This window comes from Shewanella sp. 553 (genome assembly GCF_059338375.1).
This window is the reverse complement of sequence record NZ_CM181701.1, coordinates 975,479-992,513: the sequence shown is the minus strand read 5'-3', so window position 1 is coordinate 992,513 and position 17,035 is coordinate 975,479. Positions and strand designations below refer to the sequence as shown.

The window sequence follows — 17,035 nt, the reverse complement described above, 5'->3', positions numbered from 1 at the left end:
TAGACCAATTCACTACCAAGTTGAATTAGGGTAAGCAACAGATCCTTAGTAAGTTAGAGGAGGGCCTACCGATTTTGAGAATGCAATCTAAGCTCCAACTAAGCGCACCTGATGGTGCGCTTTTTCATACTACGCCTAAAATGATAAATTGACATACTGCATAACTTTTCATTGACACTCACAACGTAGCGATCTAATTTGATGGCTATGAAAATAACTAGCGTCACTTTTTTTACTTTCTTTTTTATTCCATCCTTTTAGGGAGGCGGAGTTTCGGTGTAAAAACGAAAGTGAAAATTCCAAAGCCTCCCTCAGGGAGGCTTTTTTGTTTTAAAACGTAACCAGATACTCGTTCATATACAGAGGACAGCATGACCAAACCACATTCCTTAAATCACACGCGGGAACAGATCAGTGCACTCGACAATGAACTACTGGCACTGCTCGCCAGGCGCCGCGACTTAAGTTTAGATGTTGCCCGCAGTAAAGAGGTTGATATTCGCCCCATTCGTGACACGCAAAGAGAAAAGGAATTATTAACCCGGCTGGTTAAACAGGGGCGTGAACAGGGATTAGATGCACACTATGTGTTGTCGCTATACCAAAGTATTATCGAAGACTCAGTACTCAATCAGCAAGCTTACTTGCAAGGACGAGCGAATCCTACATTACAAAAACAGCAATACACTATTGCTTATTTAGGGGCCCGCGGCTCCTATTCATACTTAGCCGCCACTCGCTATTGCGACCGCCGCCAAGTCAATATGCAAGACTTGGGCTGTAAAAGCTTCGATGAAATAGTACAAGCGGTAGAGTCTGGTCACGCCGATTATGGTTTTTTACCGATAGAAAACACTTCATCGGGATCGATAAATGAAGTCTATGACGTACTGCAACATACAAGCTTGTCCATTGTTGGTGAAACCACTATCGAGGTCGGTCACTGTTTACTCGCTCACCCAGGTACTCAGTTGGCTCAAATTAAGACCGTCTACGCCCACCCACAACCCATAAGCCAATGTAGTCGTTTTTTAAGCCATCATCCTGAACTCAAGTTAGAATATTGCTCAAGTAGCGCCGAAGCGATGGAACAAGTCTTAGCAAGTAAAGATATGACTGTTGCCGCCATTGGCAGCGCCGAAGGTGGCGCACTGTATCAGCTAGAAGCGATAGAGAAAGAACTCGCCAATCAAAAAATTAATCAAAGCCGTTTCATCGTAGTTGCACGTAAAGCTGTGGCAGTACCAGAACAACTCCCGGCCAAATGCACCCTGATCATGGCCACAGGACAAAAACCCGGAGCCTTAGTAGAAGCCTTATTAGTGCTTAAAGCACACAACCTCAACATGAGCAAACTGGAATCTCGCCCAATCCCGGGAACGCCCTGGGAGGAGATGTTCTACCTAGACCTAGATGCCAATTTATCGAGTGAGTCGATGCAAAAAGCCCTTAACGAGCTGGAGCATATCACTCGCTTTATCAAGGTATTAGGTTGCTACCCCTGTGAAACAGTTAACCCAACACAGCTGAACAATAGCCAGCTTATGATAGAGCCTACTACCAGCAGAACGGCTGAATTTGACGATAGCAACAACAATAATGATAGCCGTATACAAACGTCTCATCGACGCTGGAGCCTGACTCAAAAGCCTCAACTTACCCAGATCACTCATGGACAATTGGCCATAGGTGCTGGACAATTTGCCGCTATCGCACAGCTTAGATTAACCACGGATAATCAAGACTTTGGTCAACAAGCAAAACAACTAAAAGAAGCGGGTTTCCAAGCCGTACTGCTCACCGGAATACATCATATTCAACAAGTCAGTCCGCTATTGGATCAAGTAAAACGTGCCTTACACCAATTCGATTTAAGCTGCATGCTCGAAATCGAATACGAAACCGAATTAAAGCACGCTGTTGAACATGCGGATATCTTACTTATCGGCGGTAAACAGATGCACAACAAAGCATTACTGCAACAAATTGGTGCACTGCACATACCAGTTATTCTAGAGCGCAATACCATGGCCAGTATCGAGGAATTTCTCGATGGCGCTGAAACCATCCTATCTTGCGGTAATCAACAGGTTATCTTGTGTGAATCGGGCATAAGAACCTTTAATGACGCTGTTAAACCCGCTTTGGATTTAGCCGCTCTGGTGCAAATAAAAGCCATGAGTCACCTGCCAATAATCATAAATACCAGTTATGCCTGTGAAGTGCTTAACCAGACCGATATAGCCATAGCAGCAAAACAGTTACATGCTGACGGATTAATCCTGCTGGTGATGCCAGATATAGGCAGTTTCGATGAGCAAATACACCGCCACTGTCGCAGCTTAAGTGAGTTATACCGTAGTTAAGGCATACATGGAGCATTGAACGGCATATAAAAAGAGGGCTAAACACCCTAATGCTGATCAGTTAAGCATATAAACGATCAGTTGACCGATCTTTAAAAGGCTTCAAAATCCAATATCAGAAATGATATTGGATTTTTTTATGTCTTTAGAACAAGCTTTCTGCACCGCTTTTGAATACCACCAAGAAGCCACAGCTTTTACCAATCTTAATCACTTATTGGATGAAAACATCATCCAGCAAGCCTTTGAAACTGCGGGGGTCGCCACAGTAAGAAAACGTCGCTTACCCCTTGATGCAGTTATGTGGTCTGTCATTGGTATGAGTTTTTACCGACAACAGTCTGTATGGGAGCTTGCGACTCATATGGAGTTGATGCTACCAGGTAAAAAGAAGCTCATTGCCCCCAGTGCTCTTGTTCAAGGGCGCCAGAGGTTAGGTGTGCAGAGTATGAAAAATGCCTTTCAAATGATGGCAAAACATTACTATAGCAACACTCAATTTGAGACATGGTGTGGACTGAATTTATTAGCCGTTGATGGTGTAGTCTGGCGCACTCAAGACACCGCTGATAATCGTAATGCTTTTGGCTCACCATCAAATCAACATGGTGACACCTCATTTCCTCAGGTTCGTATGGTGTGTCATATGGAGCTCACTAGCCATCAACTGATAAATAGCGCGTTTGATGGTTATAAAACGAGTGAAATGAAGCTAGCAGAAGCGCTCATACAGTCAACTCCAGACCATAGTCTCACGATGTTCGATAAAGGTTTTTACTCCTTAAACTTGCTACATCAATGGCAACTAGGTGGTGAAGAGCGGCACTGGTTAATCCCTGCGAGAAAGGGGCTTCAGTACGAGGTTTTACACTCAAATGGCCGGTTAGATAAACAGGTGAAATTGGCAATAACCGCCCAAGCCAGACAACAAAACCCAGCGCTACCGACGCATATAGAAGCGAGGCTGGTGACAAAATCAATAAAAGGTAAGACGCATCAGGTATTAACCTCAATGGTCGACCCATTACGCTTTCCAAGTGCTGACATCGTTGAGTTATATAATCATCGATGGGAAATAGAGCTTGGCTACAGAGAGATGAAACAAACCCTACTAAACAGCGAGTATACGCTAAGAAGTAAAAAATCAGAGATGGTAGAACAGGAACTTTGGGGCTTACTACTTGGCTACAACCTGATGCGTCAAGCAATGACTGAGGCCGCATCAAGAAAAGGAATATGGGCCAATCGCCTCAGCTTCAGTAATTGTGCGAGTACGATACTAAGTTACCTAGCAAGATTACCACTGATGAGCCCAGGAAATTTACCCAAACATTACGAGCAACTGATAGAAATGCTAGGTAACTTCGAGCTACCAACGAAACGAGAAGATAGGGTGTACCCAAGGGCTATAAAGTCAAAACCAAGCAAATATCCCCATAAAAAGAAAAATGCCAATCAGCTTAACTGACTGGCATTAGGCTAAACACCCTCTTTTTATATTAATAACAAATTATGAAGATAAAATATTAAATCGCTTGGCCATCAACTAGCGCCATCCAGCCCTTTATGGTGCGATGACAAAACCAACATAAAGAGACAATACTTAATGTCACCGCTAGCCAAGCCTGCGGCATGATATAAGCCAATATTAACATCGACAACAGCGTCAACATAGACCAACGTTGCCAACGGATATGTGAATAAAGTAGCTGACTCATCTTACTACTTTTCTGCGCACAATTAATGGCTAAGCCAAGCAATGGCGGCAGCAAAAACAGCGGAAATGCCAACATTAGTCCATATAACAGATGACCGAGGCTATGATCATCAATACCAGCATGTTGAGATGTCGTGGTTATCATAAGCTGGTCACTCCAAGGCTGCCAAAAAATGGTATGAGCAGACTCAATACGAGAGTCTCTATTAATTAACCATACTGTGTCACCTGCATTTACGCAAATCTGTCGAATGTAATGATGCCGCTTTTAACTCTATTTTGCTTACGTTAAAACCACCTCTATACCAATAAATCCATCAAGTATTACTCATTCAAACTCAACTTTACATTAGATTGAAGCCGAGTCGAACATGCCAAAATATAGCCCTGTTCAATTTCAGCTGAAGATAAGGTTAAAGAACTACTTGAGATGGTTTTCCCCTCGATCACCTTACATTTACACGCTCCGCATACGCCAGAGCGACATGCAGCGATAATGGGTAAGCCTTCCGCTTCAATGCCTTCAAGCACCGTTTGCTCCGCTGACAGCGGCGTCTTAACATCGCCAATATGCAACATAAACCGGGCTGACGCTGTGGTAGACTTTGACAGTAAAGGCGCTGCGAGCGCATCACCAAAGCTCTCTTGATGATAACGGCTCATGTCAAAACCAGCTTGCTCAAGCATAGTTCGAACCGCCTGCATATAAGGTGCGGGGCCGCAGACAAATATGGTTCGCTCTTTGTAATCAGGTACTGCTGACGCTAAGGAGACTAACGAGAGACGTCCCTGATAACAATCAATCTCAGCATTCTCCCCCTCTTCTAAGCTATAATCTAACGAGAAGTGTTCATGGCGTTGCTCTAGCTGTTGTAAAGCCTGATGGAAAATCAGATCTTGTGGTGATTTGGCACTATGGAAAAAAGCAATGTTGCTGCCGATTTGAGTATCGGTCAACCAGCGAGACATAGAATACATAGGGGTAATGCCGCTACCTGCACTTAAAAACAGGTACTTATCAGCATCGATATCAACCAAGTTAAACACCCCATCTGGTCCGCGAGCCGTAACGCTATGCCCAGGCAGCAGATGATCCACTAAGTAATTTGATGCTACTCCGCCCTCGATCCGCTTAACCGTTACCACGATAGAGTAAGGACGAGAAGGCGATGAAGATATGGTATAGCTACGTGCAACGGCGTTACCATTAATATTAAGCAACAAGGTGATAAATTGCCCTGGCTTAAAATGAAACTTGACACTCTGTTCGCCCTGAAAACGGAAACTAGTGACATCGTGAGTTTCTTGCCAGCGCTCGACGCACCTTAGACGTACCTCGCCATGCTGCCAAGTCGCAGAGTGATATTGTTGGCTGTTCATAGAGTGAGTTACCCTGGAAAATAGAACACCTATGACCTTAGCCATAGGTGTTAGACGAATTAAGCGACGCTTAAGATATCCTTGAGATCGGCTTCGACAGTTGTAGTCGTACGCAAACCAAACTTATCTTCTAGAATCTTAACGAGATTTTCAGTCAAGAATGCCGGAGCCGTTGGGCCTGTGCGGATGTTCTTCACGCCCAGTGATAACAAGGTCAACAGGATCACGATCGCCTTTTGCTCAAACCATGACAATACTAAGCTCAGTGGCAGCTCGCTTATCTCACACTCAAACACTTCTGACAGTGCAATCGCTAGCTGGATCGCTGAATAAGCATCGTTACATTGACCAATATCCAATAAACGCGGAATACCGTTAATATCGCCAAATGCAAGCTTATTAAACTTATACTTACCACAGCCTAAGGTCATGATAATTGAGTCTTTTGGTGCCGCTGTTGCGATATCGGTAAAGTAGCTACGCTCAGACTTATCACCGTCACACCCTCCCACAAGGAAGAAGTGTTTAATCGAGCCATTCTTCACATTTTCAATCACGGCAGGCGCAGCAGCCATTAACGCATTTCGAGCAAAACCTATGGTGATAAGATGGGGGATCTCATCATAGATAAAGCCTTCTAGCGATAGTGCTTTATCGATCACTGTAAAAAAATCATCACCCATAATATGGGTTACACCAGGCCAACCTACAATGCTGCGGGTGAAAATACGGTCAGAGTAATCGCCTACATTTGGATCGATAATGCAGTTAGAGGTCATCACTACTGCACCAGGGAAGTTAGCAAACTCTTTCTGCTGATTCTGCCACGCACTGCCGTAGTTACCGACAAGATGTGGGTACTTTTTAAAGGCGGGGTAAGCCAGCGCTGGCAACATCTCACCATGGGTAAAGACATTAATGCCCTTGCCTTGTGTCTGCTCTAAAATTAGCTCTAAGTCTTTCATATCATGGCCAGAGACCAAAATAGCTTTGCCTTTCACAGCAACCGTGTTGACTTGCGTCGGCTCAGGGTGACCAAACGACTCAGTTTCGCCCGTATCTAGCATCGCCATCACGCGATAGTTTAGCTGACCAATCTCCATTGCCGTGGCAAACAGTTTGTCGGCATCTTCTGAATCTGAGCCAAGAAACGCCATAATTTCATGGAAGTTAGCCGCTACGTCGCTATCTGTTTGATCAAGAACGCGAGCATGCTCCATGTAGGCCGCAGCACCTTTTAGGCCATAAAGACAAAGTAAACGCAGGCCCATAATATCTTCATGAACACTCTCTTTACCGCGATTAGGCACTGCTTGAGCGGCTTGAGCAAGCATTTCAGGCTTAGATGTTGCCAATATTAATGATGCTGCAGGAATAAGCGTATCGACAGCTTTGCCAGCTTCAGCGCATGCCGTTTCATAGGCCGCCTTTAGGCGGTTACGATAAAGTTCCGCCTGATTGACGTAATCGATTAATCGCTCATCATCAAAGTTGACGTTTGTTAGTGTGGCGAAAAAGGCTTTAGGAACAAAGGTATCAATTTCACTATCAATAATATCAAACTCTCTTGCCTTAACCGCATAGGCTGAAACGCCCTGAAGCAAGTAGATCAACAGATCTTGCAGATCTGAGGTATCAGACAACTTACCGCACATACCTTGAGAATAACTACAGCCATTACCCGCTGGGGTTCTAATCGTTTGCTCACACTGAATACAAAACATTACAACTACTCCTATTTTTAATCATGCCTTTATTTTGCATGTTTTAATAAAGTCTACTGCGACTTGGTCATCAGCTAAAGCGATTTATTGGATCAATGCGATAAACTATGAGGCAGATCAAATTAGAATAAGTGCAACTAATATGGGATTTTTTGAGCTTAAGAACAACGAACATATGAGATTGATGGACGATAACCTGTTTTCAATCCACAAAAAAACCTGAGCCAGATAGCGTTAATCTCGGCTCAGGTTAAGTATAGAGTTGAGTTCAAAAATGGCGCTGCCAACGCAGATAACTAGCCCACTTTCATATCGTTGACCGATTGTAACATCACACGACTCTCTCGCTGGAATTGCGGCGCAAAATCACCAAACCAGTTAGCCACCTCTTCAAACTGAGCTATAAATCCTTGCCTATTCCCCGACTTCAACAACTCAAGGGCCTGGGCATAATTATCTAAATAATCACCTATCGCCGTCAGGCTTTCGCGCTGCGCATAGATAATATCGGCGTACAGTTCCGGACTCTGAGCAAAAAGGCGCCCTACCATAGCCAGTTCTAACCGATAAATGGGCGAACTAAACTGTAATAGGGTATCGATATCAGCCGCTTCACGATAAAGATTTAGCCCATAAACAAACGAGGAGAAGTGACGCATCGCTTGCACGAGTTGCATCGCCTTATCATGCTTTTGCGCATCTGCTTCAACCAAACGTGCGCCCCAAATCTGTATCTGCTCCATCAGCCATCGATACTTTTCTGGATCGCGACCATGGCACACCACGACTACCTGTTTAGCCAAACTGCCCACATCTGGGCCAAACATAGGATGTAGGCCCACTACGGGTCCTTGGTGGGCCGTTAGCATTGCATCAAGTGGCTTGGCTTTTATCGATGTTAAATCAGCTAAAATACACGACTCGGGTAACTGGCCCAATTTACTGGCAATCAACTCACAAGTGATCCTGATGGGTACGGTAACGATAACCAGCCCAGCTCCGGCAAAAATAGCATCAGCATCTTGCCAATCATCTTTATCGAGTGATTTCACTTGATAGCCTGACAAACGTAACATTTGGCTAAACAGCCCACCAAGCTTACCTTTACCACCAACGATAACCACATGACCCAGATCGGTTTTTACCTGTTTAAAACCGACATCCTTCTCATTAAGGTACGATTCACGCATTAATCGGCGTAAAATATCTTCGATAAGCTGCGGAGAAACGTTCATTTTACTGGCTTCTTCACGGCGTTTAGCCAGCATTGACGCTTCACGTTCGGGTGCATAAATTGGCACCCCTGCAGCGTGTTTTACCGCCCCCACCTGCCCAACAAGATCCAAGCGTTTACGCAGTAGGTGCAATAATTGTTGATCGACATTATCAATATGGCCGCGTAACTTTTCGAGCTCTTCAGTGGTCTTTTCATTCATTTTTTAATTATCCATCAGGCAGTTGCAGCCTTAAGCATATCAAATCTTGTCGGTAAAACCGACGCTAATTGCGCCGCACCATGACGTAATAACTCTTCAGTATCTTGCCAATTTATACACGCATCCGTCACCGAGACACCATAATCCAGTTCACTTAAAGGTTTATCGCAAGCTTGATTACCTGCATTAAGATGACTCTCTAGCATCACCCCTATAATCGAACGATTACCCTGCTCAATTTGATCAAATACATCTTGGCAAACCACGGGTTGTTTATTGTGATCTTTTGAAGAATTACCATGACTGCAATCCACTACCAACCGTGCATTAAGCTTAGCGGCATGCAGTTGACGTTCGCACTCGGCAACGCTGTGGGCATCGTAATTTGGTACTTTGCCCCCACGCAAAATCACATGCCCATCGGGGTTGCCCGCCGTTTGTAATAAGGCCACTTGCCCCTGTTGATTTATTCCCATAAATCGATGGCTACTGGCTGCAGACTCAAGTGCATTAATGGCGACCCCTAACTTGCCATCGGTACCGTTTTTAAACCCGACAGGCATAGATAATCCAGATGCCATCTCACGATGAGTTTGCGACTCAGTCGTGCGCGCACCAATCGCCGACCAAGTGACGAGTTCAGAAATATATTGCGGGCTAATCGGGTCAAGGGCTTCAGTGGCAACCGGTAAGCCTAATTCGGCTAACCAGATCATCAATTCTCGAGCCATACGCAGCCCTTTTTCAACATCAAATGACTCATCCATATCTGGGTCATTTATCATGCCTTTCCAGCCCACGGTAGTCCGCGGTTTTTCAAAGTACACACGCATCAAAATATAAAACTCATCTTGCAATTCGTCATGTAGGGTTTTGAGTCTAAGTGCGTATTCTTTAGCAGACTTGATATCATGGATAGAACACGGTCCACTGACCACTAGCACACGATTATCACGTTTGTGCACAATATCGGATACGGTTTTACGAGCATTCAATACATATTGGTAGGCAGCAGTGGATAAAGGAAGTTGTTGCTTTAACTCTTCTGGGGTTACTAATACTTTTTCAGAACTAATATGGACATTATTAATTGTGTCTTGCTGCATACCCGTCACCAACCTCTATCTATAATTATATTGTCACAAAAATTAGGCTTATTAGAATAACGCCCACCGAACTATTACTGACTTACTCATCACCCGCAAGCGCAATGCTGTAGCAGTTCACCATTACATCATTGATTTAACTATGCCTGTGGTTTTATTTAGAATCAAGCAAAAAAATGCCTATCGATAACAATTCAATGCACTTTTGCAGTTATTCATTTTTTACTTAGGGACTAACTAGTGGTTATCGATTGAAGGTTAACCCACCTTCAATAGGTGAGCTTATAACAAGTATAAAGACAATGTTAAGGCAATGTTTTACTGCATACTAACAAGCAAGCCTCTTTTTGCGAACTTTTCCAGTGCCCTAAAACACAAAAACCCGCCATAAGGCGGGTATTTGTGCGAACACTGCATCTTGTTTACTTGAAGCGTTTGCTTACTTAGCAAGCTTCTCACGGATACGTGCAGATTTACCTGAACGATCACGTAGGTAGTAAAGCTTAGCACGACGAACACGGCCGCGACGCTTAACTTCGATGCTAGAGATGATTGGGCTGTGAGTCTGGAACGCACGCTCAACACCTTCACCATTAGAGATCTTGCGAACTGTGAATGCAGAATGCAGACCACGGTTACGCTTAGCGATAACGATGCCTTCAAACGCCTGTAGACGCTCTTTACCGCCTTCTACAACACGTACTTTAACAACAACAGTATCACCTGCACCAAATTGTGGTACGTCTTGCTTCATTTGCTCTTCGTTGAGCATTTTAATGATGTTATTCATGAATAAACTCCATCCTAGTAATAACTGACCATTTGTTACTCACCCTTTTGGGTAGCATCGACAAATTGGGCTAATAGCTTAGTTTGTTCGTCAGTCAGAGCTAGATTTTCAAATAATTCTGGTCGTCGTAACAAAGTTCTTCCGAGACTTTGTTGCAAACGCCAGCGTCTAATATGTTCGTGGTTACCACTTAGCAATACGGCTGGTACATCGATACCGTCTAAGCTTTCAGGTCGAGTATAGTGGGGACAATCCAGTAACCCATCAGAGAAGGAGTCCTGCTCTGCCGAAGCTTGTTTTCCAAGAACCCCTGGAACCAAGCGCGATACTGAATCTATCAGAGTCATCGCTGGTAGTTCGCCGCCCGAAAGCACGTAATCACCAATCGACCACTCTTCATCCACTTCCGTTTGAATAATGCGCTCATCGATACCTTCGTAGCGACCACACACTAAAATCAAACGCTTTGATTTCGCTAACTCTTCGACGCCTTGCTGAGTCAGCTTGCGTCCTTGAGGAGAAAGATAAATCACCTTTGCTTTATCACCTGCAGCGGCTTTCGCTGCGTGAATGGCATCGCGTAAAGGTTGCACCATCATCAACATACCGGGTCCGCCGCCATAAGGCCGGTCGTCCACTGTACGATGTTTATCATGGGTGAAATCACGAGGATTCCACGTTTGCAACTCCAACAAGCCGTTGCTAACGGCCCGACCCGTTACACCAAAGTCTGTTACGGCACGAAACATCTCTGGAAACAGGGTTACTACCCCTAACCACATCTGTTGCCCCTCGACTTAGAAGTCCGGATCCCAATCCACTAAAATTTGTTTCTCTGCTAAATTCACCTCAAGGATGAACTGCTCGGTCACAAAAGGAATCATACGTTCCGTTTTGCCGAAGCCATCTTTAGCGTTAGCTTTTACAAGGAGTACGTCGTTTGATCCTGTTTCCACGATCTGGTCGACCTTACCCATGTTATAGCCTTTGGTATTCACTACATTACAGCCAATTAAATCACGCCAATAGAACTCGTCTTCTGGCAAGGCTTTCATCAACTCTGCAGGAATGGCAATCTCACAGTTGGTGAGCATTTGCGCTCGGTCTCTCGAATTAACCCCTTCAAGCTCAGCGATTAACGCCTTACCTTGAAAACGCCACTGTTCGACCTTAACCTCGCGCCATTCACCTTGTTCTTTAATCAGCCAAGGTGAATAGTTAAAAATGTCTTCGACAGAATCGGTATAGCTAGTGATCTTCAACCAACCTTTAATGCCGTGACATGAGCCTAATTTGCCCAGTACGACAGGTTCTTGGTGACTACTCATTAATCTATACCTTAACGCTATTAAGCAGCTGCTTTGCTAGCGTCTTTAATCAGTTTTGCTACACGATCAGTAGTAGCAGCACCGTTAGAAACCCAGTGCTTAACACGCTCAAGGTCTAAACGTAGCGTTTCTTCTTGGTCACGAGCCAATGGGTTGAAGAAACCAACACGTTCGATGAAACGACCGTCACGAGCGTTGCGGCTATCGGCAACTACGATGTTATAAAATGGACGCTTTTTTGCGCCGCCACGAGCTAAACGAATGGTAACCATGCGTCTTTTATCCTCTAATGGTTTGCTTGTTTATAAAGCAAAAATAAAAACTGGAACCCCGTGTTCGCGAAGAGTCCCAGATAGAAAGCCGCCCGATTCTACCTGAATCGGCGACGAATGCAACTTTTTTGACCACGAAAATACTTAGCAGTAATAGGCTTACTCGCAATTGCAGAGATACAACTCAAATAGCCAAAAATAAGCTTAAGCAGTTAATTAATGATAAGTGTAAATCAAAATTTTGATAGTAACTAGCGGCTATTGAACGTTCTCTACGCTGCCAGAATTATCCGTGAAGGTTTGCTTCAGCTCGTTTGCGTTAAACACACCTCCACCGAGTGAACGATATAGCTTAATCATCGCCAGCTGTTTATCTCGTCTCACCTCACTTAAGCTAAGTTCGGCATTAAACAAGTTTCGTTGTGCATCCATTAGATCTAACGAACTCGATACGCCATTGCGATATCTTAACATCGCCAAGTGGGCATATCCGCGCGAGGCTTCAACCAGTTCTGCTTGTGCTTCTATTGCAGATTCAGAGCGCCGAAAGCTGTTCATGGCATCATTAACTTCAAAGTATGCTGCCAATACAGTACTTCGATAAGCAAGTAGAGCCTGCTTAAATGACTCTTGGGCTATATCGTATTGAGCCGCTATACTGCCAGCATTGAAAATGGGGGCTGTGATCCCCCCAAGTAGTGACCAAGTGACTCCCTGACTATCAAAGATCTTATCTAAATCATCAGATTCTGTGCCATAGCTACCGGTAATGTTAAATTTTGGGAAAAAGGCCGTTTTGGCCACGCCCACATTGGCGTTGGCCGCAATTAATGCCTGCTCTGCAGCTTTGACATCAGGCCGCTGTGACAACATTTTTGACGGGATGCCTACACTAAAGGAACCTGAAAATGGCATTTCAGCAATGAGGGATGCTATGTCTCCATCGACTTTAAGCGGATAATCATATTCGCCGAGCAAGCCCCTTAACTGATTGGCTTTTTCTTGGCGCTCAAAATCGAGTGTGGGCAAGGTGACTTTAGCGCTCTGGTATTCCACTTCGGCTTGCTTGACCTGCAAGCCTGAAATCACCCCATTTTGTTTTCTTAGCCTTGCCAAATCACGCTCTTTTTTACGCAACTTAACCGTATTGACAGAAATTTGATAACGCTGCTCAATATCGAGCCATTCATAATAACGACTGGCAACATCGCTTATCAGGCTGATAACCGCCAAATTAAGCGCTTCTTGTGCCGACAGAAAATGAGCATATTCAGCCTCACTGCGACGCCGATTAGCTCCCCAGATATCCAGCTCCCAAGACACTGTACCTGCAATGTCGAATTCATTGCTGTGAGTGGGATTAGTGCTGGTTATGCCACTGTCGACTGAACGCTCTGCATTAGCACCTAAACCAAGTTCCGGATAAAGCGTCGCGTCAGTCACAGTCACTTTCGAGCGAGCGGCGATGAGGCGAGAACGTACCGCCTCAAGATCTAAGTTTTGCGCCAGCGCATAAGAGATAAGTTTACGTACATTGGGGTCAAGGTAAAAAGACTGCCATGGCACCAGACCATCATTGTCGATGGTATCTTGTACCAACTCATGATGATATTGCGCCGGTAGCTCAACGTCTGGACGCTGGTAATCTGGTCCCATTGCACAACCAACTAAACTCAGTACCGTCGCCGTAATACCTATGACCTTAGCCTTAGCCTTAGCAACCAAAGCTAGCTTTAGCGCGAATGCTGCTTGATGTCCGAGCCATTGATTAGCCATGAGCATTGCCCTCCTGCGCAGGATGTTCATTCGCTGCAGTAGGCTTTATTTTAGACTTTAACCAGCCTGCGGTCGTGACGAAAAAGAGGGGAACCATAATAATCCCTATGGTGGTCGCAAACACCATTCCGCACAGAATAGGGATAGAGATGCTCTGGCGACTCACAGCGCCTGGCCCCACAGATAACACCAGCGGCAACACGCCTAAAATGAATGCCATTGAGGTCATTAGAATCGGACGAAAACGCATGTTAGCGGCCTCTAACGCGGCCTCAAGGTAATCTTTTCCTTCCTTATGCAATTGATTGGCAAATTCGACAATCAAAATAGAGTTCTTCGCCGCCATCCCAATGAGAGCAATAAAGGCGACTTGGAAGAATAAATTACTCTCCATGCCACTGACCCAAGTTCCTAAGGCCGCCCCCAACATAGCAATCGGTGCGATTAGCAATACCGCAATGGGGATAGTCCAACTCTCATACAGTGCTGCAAGGAATAAGAATACAAACAACATGGCTAACGCGACAGCAATACTGGTTTGATTGGCAGACTGTACTTCCTGATAGGTAATACCCGTCCATTCGTAACTAAACTCATTGGGTAACATGGGTTTAGCCACTCGCTCTATGGCTCTAATCACATCGCCAGACGCATAACCAGCTGCCGGCGTTGCATTAATCGAGGCGCTACTAAATAAATTGTAATGAGTTACCGCAGCTGGGCCAACAGAATACTCATACTTCGCCAGCACACCGATAGGCACCATAGCGCCGCTGGATGAGCGCACGTAGTAATTTTTTATCTGCTCAGGAAACTGACGATAACTCTCCTCGGCTTGCACTTTCACTCGATAAACACGGCCAAATAAATTGAAATCATTAACTGTAGCAGAATCAGTAAAGGTTTTTATCGTACTGTAGATATCAGCCACATTAACGCCAATAGCCATCGCTTTGGCTTCATCAACCGTTAAGTGCAGCTGTGGTATCGCACTTTGAAGTGACAGTCCTGCCGTCGCAACTTCTGGTTGTAATTTAAGTCGTTCAACCAGCTCATCAGCCGTTTCCATCAAGCCTTTAAAGTTTGTCCCAGAGGTGTCCTGTAGCTCCATTTCAACCCCAGAACCATTACCTAATCCTGGCACTGCCGATGGCAAATACACGTTGAACTCAGCTTCCAATATATCGAGTAACGCATGGTCTATCTCTTTCATCACTTTTTTAACCGTTGCATCATTCTGTGTTCGCTCAGACCAAGGCTTAAGAATAATTTCGAATTGACCGTTTGCTTGGTTAGAGCCTGAACGGCGATTCTCTCCGGCCAAGGTAAACGAATACGCAACAGCGGGATGGGCCAGCACTTTGGCCTCGGCTTTCTTTAGCACAGCTTGTGAACGATTCACGGTTGCACCATCGGGTAAGGTCATATCGATGAAAAAGCGACCTTGATCTTCATCAGGCATAAAACTCGAAGGTAGGTTTGACATGATCATATAAACGCCACCGACCATAATGGCAAACACCAAATAGCTACGTGTAGCCTGCCGAGCGGTTAATGCGACAATCGCGACATATTGACTGGTACAAATATCCAGCTTGTCGTTCATCCATTTGAAAAAACCCGAGGTGGCCTTATCTCCAGGCCGGAGTAATAAGGCACACAAGGCCGGCGACAATGTCAGCGCAACAACCGTGGAGATCAACACCGCCACGGTAATCGCAATGGCAAACTCACGGTACATTATCCCGGTTATCCCCGATAAAAAAGACACAGGTACAAATACCGCCGCCAAGACTAAGCTTGTTGCCACCAACGCCCCAGAAAGCTCTTTCATGGCAACACGGGTCGCCTCAACGGAGTTTAAGCCCTTTTCGTGCATTAAGCGCTCAACATTTTCAACGACCACAATGGCATCATCAACCACAATACCGATCGCCAGCACTAAGGCCAGTAAACTAACAGTGTTAATGGTAAACCCAAACGCCAGCATGGCCGCCAGCGTGCCAATCAATGATACAGGCACTGCAATCGCTGGGATCAAGGTCGCCCGAAAGTTCTGCAGGAACAGATAGACCACCAATATCACTAGTATCAACGCTTCAATTAACGTTTTGACCACTTCATCAATCGAGTTTTCAATAAAAATCGAGGCATCAAAAAAGACCTCCCAGTTCATACCTTGCGGGAACTTCTCAGCCAGTGTCGCCATCTCGTTTTTAACGTTTTTGGTCACCTCTAGGGCATTGGCACCTGGTAACAGGTAAACCTGCAAAATGGTCGCATTGATTCCATTAAGTTGTGACTGTAGGGTGTACGATGACGAGCCTAACTCCACCCGCGCAATATCACGCAACCTGATAAGAGAGCCATCGCTATTGGCGCGCACAATAATCTCTTTAAATTGCGGCACACTGCTCATACGCCCCTCAGCGGTGATAGGCAGTGTCATACTTAGGGACTCGGCATTGGGCTGCGAACCAATTGCCCCCGCGGGCGACTCCTTGTTCTGTGCTTTCACCGCCGCGATCACATCGCTAGTCGTAAGACCATAACCCGCCATAATATCGGGCTTTAACCAGACTCGCATTGAATAACTACGTGACCCGGTATTTCGCACTCGCCCGACGCCAGGGATACGTTTAAGGGCTGCTTGAATATTGATGGTAGCGTAGTTACTTAAATAAATTTCGTCATAGCGATCATCGGTCGATGTTAACGCCAATTTGAGTAGCTCAACCGAGGCTTCTTTCGAAACAGACACACCTTCGGTTTGCACATCAATGGGTAAGCTTCCAGCGGCTTGTTGAGTTGAGTTTTGCACATCAACCGCAGCCAAATCTGGGTTAGTGCCAACATCAAAGGTAATGGTGACATTAGTGCTGCCAGAGTTAGTGCTCTTAGAGCTCATATAAATCATGTTCGGTAAACCGTTTAGTTCTTGCTCTAACGGCGTAGCAACCGACTCTGCTGCAGTTGTTGATGCGGCACCAGGATAGAAAGCCGACACTTTAACTTGTGGCGGCGTAATATAAGGATATTGATCTATGGGCAGTTTGAACATGGCAATTAAACCAAGCAGCACTATCACAATGGAGATAACACAAGCATAAACCGGTCGAGTCACAAAAAATTGTGCCATG

13 protein-coding genes and 1 other annotated feature are annotated in these 17,035 nt (G+C 45.1%); of the genes, 2 read left to right on the top strand and 11 right to left on the bottom strand.

Annotation, left to right across the window (positions count from 1 at the left end; genetic code table 11):
* The first annotated feature begins 209 nt into the window (after positions 1–209).
* Positions 210–330 (top strand) — a sequence feature (Phe leader region).
* 41 nt (positions 331–371) lie between these two features.
* Entirely contained in the window at positions 372–2,366 is a 1,995-nt protein-coding gene (gene pheA, locus AC5YBZ_RS04460) for a prephenate dehydratase (RefSeq protein WP_494519846.1), read from the top strand.
* A gap of 139 nt (positions 2,367–2,505) precedes the next feature.
* Positions 2,506–3,834 carry an IS4 family transposase gene (locus tag AC5YBZ_RS04455; RefSeq protein ID WP_494518922.1) on the top strand — a complete coding sequence of 443 codons (1,329 nt, stop codon included), beginning with the start codon at positions 2,506–2,508 and terminating at the stop codon, positions 3,832–3,834.
* A gap of 58 nt (positions 3,835–3,892) precedes the next feature.
* Here AC5YBZ_RS04455 and AC5YBZ_RS04450 read toward each other — a convergent pair whose 3' ends face one another.
* The 11 genes from AC5YBZ_RS04450 to AC5YBZ_RS04400 all read right to left on the bottom strand — a co-directional run bounded on the left by AC5YBZ_RS04450 (position 3,893) and on the right by AC5YBZ_RS04400 (position 17,034).
* Entirely contained in the window at positions 3,893–4,228 is a 336-nt protein-coding gene (locus tag AC5YBZ_RS04450; protein ID WP_475516086.1) for a hypothetical protein, read from the bottom strand.
* A 179-nt stretch (positions 4,229–4,407) separates the two neighbouring features.
* On the bottom strand, positions 4,408–5,463 hold the full coding sequence (locus tag AC5YBZ_RS04445) for an FAD-binding oxidoreductase (protein ID WP_494543461.1): 1,056 nt from the start codon (positions 5,461–5,463) through the stop codon (positions 4,408–4,410).
* 59 nt (positions 5,464–5,522) lie between these two features.
* Entirely contained in the window at positions 5,523–7,187 is a 1,665-nt protein-coding gene (gene hcp / locus AC5YBZ_RS04440) for a hydroxylamine reductase (RefSeq protein ID WP_494543460.1), read from the bottom strand.
* A gap of 296 nt (positions 7,188–7,483) precedes the next feature.
* Entirely contained in the window at positions 7,484–8,623 is a 1,140-nt protein-coding gene (gene tyrA / locus AC5YBZ_RS04435) for a bifunctional chorismate mutase/prephenate dehydrogenase (RefSeq protein ID WP_494519848.1), read from the bottom strand.
* Between the two features lie 14 nt (positions 8,624–8,637).
* Positions 8,638–9,729 (bottom strand): 3-deoxy-7-phosphoheptulonate synthase, encoded by a 1,092-nt coding sequence (locus AC5YBZ_RS04430; protein ID WP_494519849.1) that lies wholly within the window; start codon positions 9,727–9,729, stop codon positions 8,638–8,640.
* Between the two features lie 439 nt (positions 9,730–10,168).
* Entirely contained in the window at positions 10,169–10,519 is a 351-nt protein-coding gene (rplS, locus tag AC5YBZ_RS04425; RefSeq protein WP_475516081.1) for a 50S ribosomal protein L19, read from the bottom strand.
* Positions 10,520–10,554: 35 nt separating this feature from the next.
* Positions 10,555–11,301 (bottom strand): tRNA (guanosine(37)-N1)-methyltransferase TrmD, encoded by a 747-nt coding sequence (trmD, locus tag AC5YBZ_RS04420; protein ID WP_494543459.1) that lies wholly within the window; start codon positions 11,299–11,301, stop codon positions 10,555–10,557.
* Between the two features lie 15 nt (positions 11,302–11,316).
* Positions 11,317–11,847 carry a ribosome maturation factor RimM gene (rimM, locus tag AC5YBZ_RS04415; protein WP_110456582.1) on the bottom strand — a complete coding sequence of 177 codons (531 nt, stop codon included), beginning with the start codon at positions 11,845–11,847 and terminating at the stop codon, positions 11,317–11,319.
* A gap of 20 nt (positions 11,848–11,867) precedes the next feature.
* On the bottom strand, positions 11,868–12,119 hold the full coding sequence (gene rpsP / locus AC5YBZ_RS04410; RefSeq protein WP_494543458.1) for a 30S ribosomal protein S16: 252 nt from the start codon (positions 12,117–12,119) through the stop codon (positions 11,868–11,870).
* Between the two features lie 258 nt (positions 12,120–12,377).
* Positions 12,378–13,895: an efflux transporter outer membrane subunit gene (locus tag AC5YBZ_RS04405; protein ID WP_494543457.1), complete on the bottom strand. Its 1,518-nt coding sequence runs from the start codon at positions 13,893–13,895 to the stop codon at positions 12,378–12,380.
* Entirely contained in the window at positions 13,888–17,034 is a 3,147-nt protein-coding gene (locus AC5YBZ_RS04400) for an efflux RND transporter permease subunit (RefSeq protein ID WP_494543456.1), read from the bottom strand. The genes AC5YBZ_RS04405 and AC5YBZ_RS04400 overlap by 8 nt, the downstream gene beginning before the upstream one ends.
* Position 17,035: the final 1 nt, after the last annotated feature.

Coding starts and splice junctions, on each gene's coding strand:
- pheA (WP_494519846.1), top strand. CDS start 372: ATGACCAAACCACATTCCTTAAATCACACGCGGGAACAGATCAGTGCA.
- AC5YBZ_RS04455 (WP_494518922.1), top strand. CDS start 2,506: ATGTCTTTAGAACAAGCTTTCTGCACCGCTTTTGAATACCACCAAGAA.
- AC5YBZ_RS04450 (WP_475516086.1), bottom strand. CDS start 4,228: ATGATAACCACGACATCTCAACATGCTGGTATTGATGATCATAGCCTC.
- AC5YBZ_RS04445 (WP_494543461.1), bottom strand. CDS start 5,463: ATGAACAGCCAACAATATCACTCTGCGACTTGGCAGCATGGCGAGGTA.
- hcp (WP_494543460.1), bottom strand. CDS start 7,187: ATGTTTTGTATTCAGTGTGAGCAAACGATTAGAACCCCAGCGGGTAAT.
- tyrA (WP_494519848.1), bottom strand. CDS start 8,623: ATGAATGAAAAGACCACTGAAGAGCTCGAAAAGTTACGCGGCCATATT.
- AC5YBZ_RS04430 (WP_494519849.1), bottom strand. CDS start 9,729: ATGCAGCAAGACACAATTAATAATGTCCATATTAGTTCTGAAAAAGTA.
- rplS (WP_475516081.1), bottom strand. CDS start 10,519: ATGAATAACATCATTAAAATGCTCAACGAAGAGCAAATGAAGCAAGAC.
- trmD (WP_494543459.1), bottom strand. CDS start 11,301: ATGTGGTTAGGGGTAGTAACCCTGTTTCCAGAGATGTTTCGTGCCGTA.
- rimM (WP_110456582.1), bottom strand. CDS start 11,847: ATGAGTAGTCACCAAGAACCTGTCGTACTGGGCAAATTAGGCTCATGT.
- rpsP (WP_494543458.1), bottom strand. CDS start 12,119: ATGGTTACCATTCGTTTAGCTCGTGGCGGCGCAAAAAAGCGTCCATTT.
- AC5YBZ_RS04405 (WP_494543457.1), bottom strand. CDS start 13,895: ATGGCTAATCAATGGCTCGGACATCAAGCAGCATTCGCGCTAAAGCTA.
- AC5YBZ_RS04400 (WP_494543456.1), bottom strand. CDS start 17,034: ATGGCACAATTTTTTGTGACTCGACCGGTTTATGCTTGTGTTATCTCC.